The organism is Butyrivibrio sp. AE3009 (genome assembly GCF_000420845.1).
In the GTDB taxonomy this organism is placed as follows: Bacteria; Bacillota; Clostridia; order Lachnospirales; family Lachnospiraceae; genus Butyrivibrio.
Map to the genome: position 1 here is coordinate 13,916 of NZ_ATVS01000027.1, position 11,801 is coordinate 25,716.

General features: G+C 45.9%; 5 protein-coding genes and 1 pseudogene. 5 read left to right on the forward strand and 1 reads right to left on the reverse strand.

All coding sequences use genetic code 11. The features are described from left to right. The first annotated feature begins 112 nt into the window (after window positions 1–112). From G588_RS0113120 to G588_RS21670, 5 genes and pseudogenes are all read left to right on the forward strand, one after another. A complete protein-coding gene (locus tag G588_RS0113120) occupies window positions 113–3,433 on the forward strand; it encodes a tetratricopeptide repeat protein (protein WP_022779197.1) in 3,321 nt (1,106 codons plus the stop codon). A gap of 88 nt (window positions 3,434–3,521) precedes the next feature. Next, window positions 3,522–3,584 (forward strand): annotated as a pseudogene (locus G588_RS23525) (zinc-ribbon domain-containing protein); the annotation flags it as partial. A 72-nt stretch (window positions 3,585–3,656) separates the two neighbouring features. Beyond that, on the forward strand, window positions 3,657–5,078 hold the full coding sequence (locus G588_RS0113125) for an NERD domain-containing protein (protein ID WP_022779198.1): 1,422 nt from the start codon (window positions 3,657–3,659) through the stop codon (window positions 5,076–5,078). 102 nt (window positions 5,079–5,180) lie between these two features. After that, window positions 5,181–7,031, forward strand: a complete 1,851-nt coding sequence (locus G588_RS0113130; protein WP_022779199.1) for a substrate-binding and GGDEF domain-containing protein — start codon at window positions 5,181–5,183, stop codon at window positions 7,029–7,031. A 200-nt stretch (window positions 7,032–7,231) separates the two neighbouring features. After that, complete coding sequence (locus G588_RS21670; RefSeq protein ID WP_022779200.1) at window positions 7,232–9,994, forward strand: hypothetical protein; 2,763 nt, start codon at window positions 7,232–7,234, stop codon at window positions 9,992–9,994. Between the two features lie 60 nt (window positions 9,995–10,054). Here the strand turns inward: G588_RS21670 and G588_RS0113140 are convergent, their stop codons facing one another. After that, on the reverse strand, window positions 10,055–11,776 hold the full coding sequence (locus tag G588_RS0113140; RefSeq protein WP_022779201.1) for a vWA domain-containing protein: 1,722 nt from the start codon (window positions 11,774–11,776) through the stop codon (window positions 10,055–10,057). Window positions 11,777–11,801: the final 25 nt, after the last annotated feature.

Consider the following 11,801-nt stretch of genomic DNA (forward strand, 5'->3'; position numbering starts at 1 on the left):
TGCGAGTCAATGGGGACGGTTCTTTGTGACTCGCTTCGTGAGTCACAAAGAACCGTCCCCATTGACTCACAATCGTCCTCGTTGAATACTAAATAGCCGCAAGGAGGCTTACATGAGCAAAGTTAAGATATACGAGGAGTTAGTCACAATCCCTACCTACGAAGTGGGTCCCGCCGACAGGAATCCTATGTTCTTAGAAAAGAGGGTATATCAGGGGAGCAGCGGCAAGATCTACCCCTATCCCGCAACAAATGAGATCAGCAGAACCAAGAAAGATAAGCAGTGGAAGGCTGTTTTTCTCGAAAATGAATACATTAAGGTGATGATCCTCCCCGAGCTTGGCGGAAGGATTCAGAGAGCCTACGACAAGACCAATGACTATGACTTTGTTTATTACAACAGGGTTATTAAGCCTGCCCTGGTGGGACTTACAGGCCCATGGATCTCCGGCGGAATAGAGTTTAACTGGCCGCAGCACCATAGACCCACAACCTTCAGTCCTGTGGATTACAAGCTCACTGGGAATGCAGATGGCAGTAAGACCTTGCTGATCGGAGATGTGGATCAGATGTACGGCACCAAGTGTGTTACAGGTTTCACTCTTTATCCCGGCAAGGCCTATATCGAGGTAACTGGACAGCTCTACAACAGAACGCCGCTGCCTCAGACCTTCCTGTGGTGGGCAAATCCTGCGGTTTCCGTAAATGACTATACCCAGTCCATCTTTCCGCCTGACGTTCACAGTGTCTACGACCATGGCAAAAGAGATGTCTCCAGATTCCCAATAGCCACAGGAACCTATTACAAGCATGATTACAGCGAGGGTGTGGACATATCGAGATATAAGAATATTCCCGTTCCCACCTCCTACATGGCTGAGAAGTCAGAGTATGATTTTGTCGGCGGCTATGATTACAGCAAAAAGGCCGGTCTTTTGCATGTTGCTGATCACCACATTTCGCCCGGCAAAAAGCAGTGGACCTGGGGCTGCGGCGACTTTGGCAAAGCCTGGGACAGGAATCTTACCGATGAGGACGGCCCCTACATTGAGCTGATGACAGGAATGTTCTGCGACAATCAGCCTGATTTTGCATGGCTTAAGCCCTATGAAGAGAAGGTGTTCAAGCAGTACTTCATGCCCTACAAGGCAGTGGGACAGGTCAAGAACGCCGGCATTCACGGTGCTCTCAATATGGAACTACGTGACGGCGGAACTTCCCTCTATATCTGCGCATATGCAACTCAGCTCTATGAAGAAGCAGAGATTAACGCAACCTACAAGGGAGAAGTTATATTCAGGGAGAAAACTAAGCTTTCGCCCAATGACATATATGAAAAAGAGCTTCCGGTTAACATTGAGGATGAGTACCGTCTCAAAGTCAGCATAATGGCAGAGGGAAAGGAACTGATATCCTATCAGCCCAAAGATCAGGGAATTCCCAAGCTCGCAGAGCCTGCAAAGGCAGCAAAGGAACCGTCAGAGATACTCACCAATGAAGAGCTGTACCTTACAGGGCAGCACATCGAGCAGTACCGCCACGCTACCTGGTCTGCAGACGATTATTATCTGGAGGGACTTAAGCGTGACTCCGGTGATACCAGGATAAACAATGCCTACGGACTTCTTTTGCTGAGAAGAGGGCGTTTTGCCCTTTCCGAGAAGTATTTCCGGGCGGCTATCGATAGACTGACACTTATGCATCCCAGCCCATTCCACAGCGAAGCATACTATAACCTGGGGCTTAGCCTTTTTTACCGGGGAAAATATGATGAGGCCTTCGATACCTTCTATAAGGCAATCTGGGTAAAGGAGCTCCAGGAGGAAGGATTCTACTATCTGTCTGCAATAGCCTGCAGAAGAGGAGAGTACGAGGAGGCGCTTGATTTCATTGAAAAAGCACTTGTGAGAAACACCCACAGCATTAAGGCAAGGGCGCTGAAAGCCATGCTGCTTGTGAGGCTCGGAAGGATGGAAGAAGCTAATAATTGGATAAAAGAGAATCTCAAGATCGACGCCTTTGATTATGTATCAATCTATGCAGGTGTGCTTGCGGGGATGTGTGATGAAGCTTATCTTCATAAGCTCTCAAGGGATTTCCATGAAACATATCTGCAGATGGCCAGGGATCTGGCGGAAGCCGGGCTCTACGACGATGCACTGAAGGTGCTGGATTACAGTGGCTCCGATCATCCGATGATTCATTACTATAGGGCATATTATCTCAGTAAGCTTGGTTGTGATAATGAGGCACAGGCGGAGCGTGATCTTGCAGAGAAGGCAGATCCTTATTGCTGTTTCCCAAATAAATTTGAGGACATCGCAGTGCTGGACATTGATGCACCGAGGGCCATGTATTATCTTGGATGCCTCTACTATGACAAGCTCCAATATGATCTCGCAATCGAACTCTGGGAGAAGGCTGCAGCCAAGGATGACACGTTCCCAACTCTTCTTCGCAATCTCTCCATCGCCTATTACAACAAGCGCGGTGACAAAGATAAGGCAAAGAAGTGCCTGGAGCGGGCATTTGAGCTGGATACCTCAGATGCAAGAGTGTTTATGGAGTTAGACCAGCTATATCAAAAGCTCGGGATATCCTTAGAGGATAGGCTTGCAAATTTCCATAAACATATAGAACTTATTCAGAAAAGAGATGATCTCTACACCGAATATGTAACTCTTTTGAATGACATGGTCAGGTACGAAGAAGCTCATGACCTTATATCCTCCCACAGCTTCGGAACCTGGGAAGGAGCAGAGGGCAAGATTACAACCCAGTTCAAGGTAAGCCTCCTGCAGCAGGCCAAGAAGCTTCTTGATAATGTTCAGAAGGAAGCTGAGACGAAGGAAGAGCTGGATGCTGAGATGTGCATACAGATAAAAAGGCTTCTCCAGGAAGCTCTCTCATATCCTGAAAACCTGGGGGAAGGACGCCTTGAAGGCACCAAAGACAACAATCTATATTATTACCTTGGAACTACCTTCGAACTAATGGGGCAACCTGAGAAGGCCAGGGAAGCCTACCTGAAGGCAACCCTGGGAGCTCAGGAAGTAGCCGGCGTCATGTACTACTACGACCAGCCCGCCGACATGATCCTCTATCAGGCCCTTGCCCTTGAAAAACTCGGCAGAAGGAGCGAAGCCAATGCCCGCTATTATCGCCTTCTCGACTACGGCGAGCAGCACCTTCGCGACACCTTCAAGATGGACTACTTCGCAGTCTCAATGCCCGACATGTCCGTCTTCGATGCCGACATGACCTTGAAGAACCGCGCCCATTGCTACTACCTCATGGGTCTTGCCAACCTTGGCCTTCATAACCCCGCCACCGCCGCAGAACTCTTCCGCCAAGTCCTCGCCATAGACAACACCCACCAGAACGCCATCCTCTACCTCAATCTCGCCGTCATATCTAAAGACACAGAATCTTAACTTGCGTACATAGGGCGAATATTGTAATATAACAGAAGATTTTTTGAGAGAGAATTTGAGGGGAAAGTAATGTGGAGGAGTGAGAGAAATGTATTGTATTCACTGTGGTGCCCAAATAAGCGACACATCTAATTTCTGCTTGAAATGCGGCAAACCCACCTCACCAAGTACATCAGGCCGAGAGATCTATTTTTCCAAACAAAAGGCAGTTAATCATATTCAAATGCTTACCAGGCAGTCTGCCGAGAAAATTGCGGAGGAACCCGGTTACTTTTGCTTTAATTGCGGATGTTATATAGACAGCAATCTTGCACAGCAGGAGGGCAGAGGAGTTTGTTCAGCCTGTGGAACAACCGTTATTCGTGAATATCTTCGTCCCCAGAACCTGCTTGGGAACCTTGCCAAGAAGTTCTCTTCTGTGGGAAATCATAACACCCCACTTACCCCTGAGAAGCTTATTTACAATTACTATGGATCCCTTTATTATCAGCAGACCGGCTATCCCTTTGAGGAAGTTGCGGTTGATAAGGAAAAGACCGGAAAATATCTCGTAGAAGTTGGATATCAGAAGGCCAGAGCAAGCTTTAAGAGCTACAGAACCTATATCTTTTTTAACGTTCTGATACCTGAGGAAAACGGATCTTTTCAGGAAATAGATGCAATTGTCGTATTCGGATCCATGATATACGTGATAGAAGCCAAGAACAGAAGCGGCATGTACAGTATGAACGGCCTTGCCGAGGATTACTGGGATTTTGAATCCTATGACGGAGAAAAGGCTAAGGTCTATAATCCGCTGTTGCAGAACAATGAACATGTAGCTGCCCTTCAGCACTATCTTCGTGACAAACTGGATTTTGAACCTTTCTTTTTCAATTTTGTGAGCCTTGCAGGTAACGGAACAGTCAACTGGAATATTCCGATCGATCCTCTTGATGAGCTTAAGCTTGGCTGCTGGAGAGTTACCAACAACGTTTCAATTGAGAAGACCTTCACTGATGATTTTGGAGTCTTTTTGCAGAAAATGATGGCTCCCGGTTATGATGATGGTTTTCCGGATTATGATGACAAATATGCTCAGATGATCCTCAAGGCCATGGAACCCGTTCTCAATGAACCCATGGAGGAGAGAGACAGGAAGATTGCAGAGAGGGAAAGTAATAAGGATGATAAGGGACAGCGACCGTATTCCTATTTCTTTGGTATGATCAACGGTTCGGTTCCTATCCTGTACAGAACCAATCATGTGCACAGCCAGGTAATATATGCCTATACCGGCAGATGGAGCTCTGCCTACAACGTGGTTAATCTTGGAGAGAACGGAGATCCTTATCTTACGGATGAATCGGCCACTGTTGAATGGTCTGCCATCAATACCGAAGAGGACCTGCGAAACGCATTTCTTTTCGTCAAGAACGGCAATCCACAGGCAGATGGTCAGGCAAGCGGCTATGGAGACAGCGCGCCTAATGCATCAATATCTGAATTTGAGTCCATGTTCTTCCATGGCTGCAATGATCTTGCTACCTTGAACGCAAGATATAAGAATCTGTGCAAGACCTTCCATCCCGACGGAGCCAGCGGAGATGAGGAGACCTTCAAGAAGATGCAGAAGGCATATGAGAGCATAAAGGCAAGACTATAAAGCATAATAAAAAGGCAATTACTGAGAAGAAAAAGAGGCCTTTGTGTGTTACAATATTTTGGAATGATTTTGTTGATGTCGTAACATTTGGGGAGATTTACGATGATTGATGGGAAAAAGATTGTAGCACTATGTGCATACAGGATATATGATCCGCAATTTTTTGACTGCGTGACAGAGCTCAATGAGCTTCTGAAGGCTCAGGATTGCAGGTTGTTTATTTACACCATGAACTCCGAGATCGGTAACAGCGGAGATTATGAGGCTGAAGCTTCTGTTTATGATCTGATACCTTTTGATAAGACTGACGCTGTCATTATTATGGCAGAGAAGATCAAGAAGAGAGAGGTTGTTCAGCATATTATCGATTCCGCAACGGGGTACAATGTACCTTGCATTGTTGTGGACGGCGATTATGACAATGTTGCCAAGGTGAAATTTGACTACGGTAAGGGCTTTGAAGCAGTAGTCAGACACATTATCGAACAGCACAAGCCCAAGTGCCCCCACTTCATGGCCGGCAAGATGGACAGTGAATTCTCCAACGAGAGAATAGAAGTGTTCAAAAAAGTAATCGCTGAGAACGGTTATACTTTTGATGACAGTATGTTAAGCTATGGCGACTTCTGGTCCATTCCGGCCAGGAAAGTTGCCCATGAGCTTCTTAAAAGAGAAGTACTTCCCGACGCTATTATCTGCGCCAATGATATCATGGCTATCAATGTCTGCGACATATTTACGGCAGCCGGAATCAAGGTCCCGGGAGATGTTGTGGTCTCAGGCTTTGACGGAATAGATGAGGCCTTTCTTGCCAAGCCCGGAATGACTACCGCTATATGTGAGAGTAAGGTCCTGGCAGATACCATCAGTGAGGTGACACAGGCAGTTCTTGGCGGTACCAGAGACATCGAGAGGTGGATCACACCTACCTTTGTTCCCAATGAATCCTGCGGATGTCCCCGCAGTCTTTTCGAAGTCAATTCCGTTGTACATGGACTTAATAACAGGTTTTACCATCATCAGGATGATATCCACATCATGCATGTATTGGCCTCCACCATCATGGCAAGTGAGAGCATAGGTGATTGCACCGGTCATATCAGGGAGAATCTTTCCGACAATATGTGCGTCGTTGTTGAGGATGCCTGCTTTGATCTTGAGAGGAACTATTTCCTTGACCATGTTACTAATACTACCAAGAGTATTATTTATAACAGTTATTGCAAATGTAATCAGATTACTCCCTTTGATCCCGAGTGTGTTATTCCAAGTCTCATGGAGGCTATGGATGCGGGATATCCGCTCATATTCAATGCTCTTGAATACATGGGCAGAGCTATAGGTTTTGTCTGCTATTCTTTTGACAGATATGACCTTATAGATTATTCCAAGACTCCCAGCGTGACCAACTGCCTTAGTATGGGCCTTGGCGGATTTATAATGATCCGTTATCAGAGATACCTCAAGGACAAGATCCAGCAGATGTATCAGAACGATGCCCTGACAGGACTCTACAACAGAGTTGCGTTCCTGGCCAAATATGAGGAGTTCAGGAGTAAGCCCCAGAATAAGGGTAAACAGCTCAACATTATCATGGCTGACCTTAACGGTCTTAAGATCATTAACGATACCATGGGACATGCAGCCGGTGACAGAGCCATTGCTACTGTGGCCAATGCCCTGAGAGCTGAGTGCCCGTCAGAGACTCTTCTTGTTCGATTCGGAGGAGATGAGATGATCGCCCTTGTTCCCGGTGAGAACAACGTGGATTCTATCATCTACAGAGTCAAGGAGCATCTGGCAACGGACAGCAAGCGCCTTGGGTATCCCATAACCGCCAGCTACGGAACCTATTCCACCGTGCTTTCGGATGAGCTTAATCTTGAGGATGTCATAGCCATCGCCGATGAGCAGATGTACATCATGAAGAAGGGCTCCAGGATAATAAGATAAATTAAATATTTGCATGAATACTATGCGGAACGTTTCTAATGTTTTTTTAGAAACGTTCCGTTTTTTTATTTCATTTTATTTCCGTAAAAGGGTTAATTTTTCTGCAAAAAATGACGATATACCAAACGGCGTAGAATCGTTTTTTATGGAAAAAGTAAAATTTTATTTCTGACATTCAAATTGAAAAGAGGGGTTTCCATATGAAGAGATGGCTGAAGATAATGAGTCTTATAATGAGCGTGCTGTTGCTTTCCGCAAATATGCACGCTATTTCCGCAAGGGCGGCTAATCTTGACGGGGCCAATGCAGCCAAGATCGCCAGCGCGATCACCAGCACGGCAGAGCAGCAGGCCAGGAAACAGGGAAAGGATTATTTCAAGACTCTTGCCAATGGAAGGATTATCTATGTCAAAGGCTTCAAAGTAACTAATTTAACTCCTCCTTCCCATGGTCAGCTTCTTGATACATCTGCAACCGTAACAGCAGACAGTGGTCTTTCCTGGGAAGTTCCGGTTATCTGGGTTGATCAGAACGGAAATATGCTAAAGATTGCTCTGGATATAGACGGAGTAGTGGCCTGCTATCCGATTCTGGCATTTTACCTGCCTGAAGGTTATGCAATGGCAACAGGTAAAAATGTGACTTATGACATCAGTATGCCTGATTTCGTGACAGATCTTATGGCTAAGTCCGGTGTCGCAACCCTCTCTAATCCCTCAAACGGAGTAACCTATATCACACCTCTTCTTCCCGGAAAAAACAAAGTGGAAGCCAATAGAACAACTCAGTATTCTCTTTATGATGAGGAAGAAACTGAAAGTGCGTCTTCAGGCGTTGAAGAAAAGCCTTATGTGCCCCAGGCAGATACTTCCGATAGTGGGAATGGCAACGGCGGTAGCGGCGGTGGAAGATCCGGAGACAGAAGCGGATATAAGAAGTATGATCCAAAGCTAAGTGAAGATGAAGAGAAGGCGATAATCGATCTACATGTTCAAAGTGACGATAGTTCCAAGGATGCTATTGAGGAGCTTAAAAATCTTGATAAAAATGACCTCGCTTGGTTTATATCTTTTGTAAAAAATGTTGTTGAACCGGAGGCAGTGCAGCTGCTTGAGCAGAAGTTCCCTGCCTATGGTGATGCGGCTGAAAAGAAGAAAGATGAGGCAGAGCTTGGAGAGAAACTGGGATTATATGTATATTACAAGGCTGCTGAAGGGTCTCAGAATTCCGGAAATTCCGAAGTGGGCGATGAGACTGATGAAACTGACAATACAGGCGGTGAAGTTGGAAATGGCACTATTGCTGAACTTAAATGGGATTATAGCGAACAGGGTGAACTGACATATTCCCTTGGAATAAATGTTTCCTATTTCTACACAGTGGATAAAGAGTCGGGTAAGACTGTGTTCAACGATGAAGCATATGATCTTCTCGATAATACCTTGCTACATGAAATCATGCATGCCCATATGCTTGACTATACCAGAACCGGAATGACCGGAAAGAAGTATGATGAAGCAAGCGGTAAATATGTGAATTCGGCAGAAAACAAGTTCCCGACATGGTTCATCGAAGGTATGGGAATGTCTGTTGATAATCCATATCAGTACTTGAACGAGTATTTTACAGGTGTGAAGGATAACTCTGTCGGATATGGATTTGATAAGGAGTCAAAAACCTATGATGCAGAGCTCCTTAAGGAAAGATACAGTTCCGATAACACCATGCAGCTTGGTTACGCAGATGGCAGTAATCCATCTGATGTAACAAAGAGCGCTTATGCAAGCGGATATCTTGCCAATGTATATCTGGCCTACTTGGCAGCTATAGCATACGATAAAAAGGATGCCATTTCGGAGAAAAAAGGTGAGATTACTATTGATTCCAAGGTCATCCGTAGCGGAATGAATCATATTTTGGAAGAACTCCATAACGGAAAAACTCTGGATAATATAATTGGTGAAATATCACCTTCTGATGGCGCAGGCGGCAATTGCTACAGTAATACCGATGAGTTTGCAAGTAAGTTCATAGCATCAAGCGGAGAGGATAGTGACGGAGGCAAATCAGCGGATTTTTGCGCCACCCTGTTAAGCTATTTTGCTTCAAACAGCGATAATACAGCGAATGGCAAAAACGTTAACGGATCCGTACTTTTGGATTTTGATGATTTGGATACATATCAGCTTAAAGGCATAAGTAAAGTTAAGACAGAGGTCTATGTACTTGATAATGCTCAGGAGAGTAAGTCAAATGTGAATTCTGAAGAAGCACAAAAATCCGGTGGAAAAAAAGACACAGGAACGATTGTTGATACATCAGACGAAAACTCTTCAGAAAATACCGATACGGATTCTTCAGAACAGTCAGAGGAGAAAAAAGCCTTGGATAAAGTAAGTGTTCCTACTGACAGTACTCCGGAGAATCAGGATAATGCCTCTGAAGGAAACGCCATAGATAATACTTCCGATAGCTCAGATAACAGGGATTCATCTTCTGCAGATGATAACAAGAAATCATCAAAGCCTTTAGAGAAAGCTTCGGATGACTCAGAAGATGCAGAAAGCGACAGCTCATCAGCTGAAGAAGCTATCGAGGATGATTCCGAAGAAACTGCCGAGTTCCCTGTTGAGCAAGAACAACCTGAGAATGAATCTATAGAAGAGCCCGAGCCGGAACCTGCTCCAGAAACAGCCCCTGCCCCTGAGGAACCTGCAGAGCAGCCAGCCGCTGAACCTCAGCCGGCACCTGAGGCAGCACCTGCGCCGGAAGTAGCTCCTGAACCGGAATCTGCTCCGGCAGAAGACTACACACCGCCAAGCATGATAATTTCCGAACCCGAGCCCGAACCTGCACCCCAGGAACCCGCTTCCCAGGATAACAATCAGGAAGTTCTGGATGCAGTTAAACCTGAGCCATCCTCCAATGATGACAGTTCTTCATCGGAGAATTCCGGAGAGTAAATCTTTTTATATAAGGATGACAGCAGGGACGGTTTTTATACCAGTGGGGACGGTTCTGCTTCAGGCATCCTTGGCCATTCTTCTTACGAGATATCTGAATTCATCCTTATATTCATCGGTTTCATCGATGGTCTTAAGGGTGTCAAGGATATCGTCCAGGGTTGCATCTCCAACGTGTTCGCTGTTTTCAAGGATCATGGCAAATTCAACTGCACAGCCTGCGAACTTGAAGCTGTCGCTGGGGGTATCTGTGTAGAGCTTGCTGCCGATGATGTATTCTTCGAGCTTGGACTTGTTTCCGTCGGGCTCTTTGTATCTTAATGCCAGTGTTCCATAGTCGGTAGAAACGTTTGCATCGGTGTCATTATTCTGATATTTGAGGTTGATGGCTGATTTGGAACCAGTGGGAACGATCTCATACAGTGCAACAACTGTGTGGCCGGATCCAAGTTCGCCACCGTCCTTGGTGTCATCTGCAAAATCCATTGCATCCATTGTTCTGTTCTGGTAACCGATAAGTCTGTAAGCGTTGACCTTGGCGGGATTAAACTCCATCTGGAACTTAACATCCTTGGCAACGGTTACAAGAGTTGAACTCATTTCATCCACAAGAACCTTGTGGCCCTCAAGCTTGGAATCGATGTAGGAGTAGTTGCCGTTACCGCAGTCAGCAAGTCTTTCAAGGCTGGCATCCTTAAGATTTCCTGTGCCAAAGCCAAGAACTGACAAGAAGATTCCATCATTCTTTTTCTCTTCGATAAATCTCTCAAGCTCGTCGGGATCTGAGATACCTACATTCAGGTCGCCGTCTGTTGCCATGATGATTCTGTTGTTTCCGCCTTCGATGAAGTTCTCTTTTGCTACTTCATAGGCCATCTCCATTCCGCGCTGGCCTGCTGTTGCGCCGCCTGCTGAAAGAGAGCGGATGACTTTCTCTATTTTCTTTTTATCCTTAATTCCAACACCGTCAAGAAGAAGTTCCTCTCTGCTTGCATAGGTTACAATTGAGATGGTGCTGTTCCCGGGAAGATTGTCAACGAGGTCCAGCATTGAAGTCTTAAGGAGCTCTAACTTGTCAGATGAGCTCATGGAACCGGATACGTCAATCAGGAAAACAAGGTTACTGTCAGGCATCTCTTCGGAAAAACTTTCCTCAGCCTTAACACCTACGAATAACAGCTCATGCTCTGAGTTCCAGGGGCAGGTTGAGATCTCAGCTGTTACACCGAATTTGTTGCCGGCTTTGGGGCTAACCAGATTGTAATCGAAATAATTAAGGAACTCCTCTTCGCGGACTGCGTCGCCGTTTATGTCATACAGGCCATATCCGTCCTCGATCATTCTGCGGACATTTGCGTAGGATGCTGTATCAACATCTGCTGCGAAGGTTGAAAGAGGCTGTGTCTGAGCCAGGAAGAAACCTGCCTCCTCAGGCTTTTCATAGGATTCTCCGGGATTTATATTGTTGTAACGCTCATCGTAGTCTCCGTAGCTCTCTGTAACTGCTTTGTTTGCTGATTCATAGCCGGCAGCAGGGGCCATAGGAGCGGCTTCGTATGATTCGCACTCCTCGGTTGCAGCTTCATGTGAAGGCGAAGGAGATGCCTGTTCGCTTTTGGCTATGGGAGCTTCTGCTGCGGGAGCCTCTGTTGCCTGAGTGTCTGATGTGGGCATGGGGCTTGCTTCCTGCGCTGCACGATTTGCTCCGCCGCAGCCTGTAAGTGATGCTGCCATGATGGTGATTGTTGTCAGAAGTGATAATCCTTTAATATACCTTTTCATAATATTTTTCCCTCCAAAATACGGC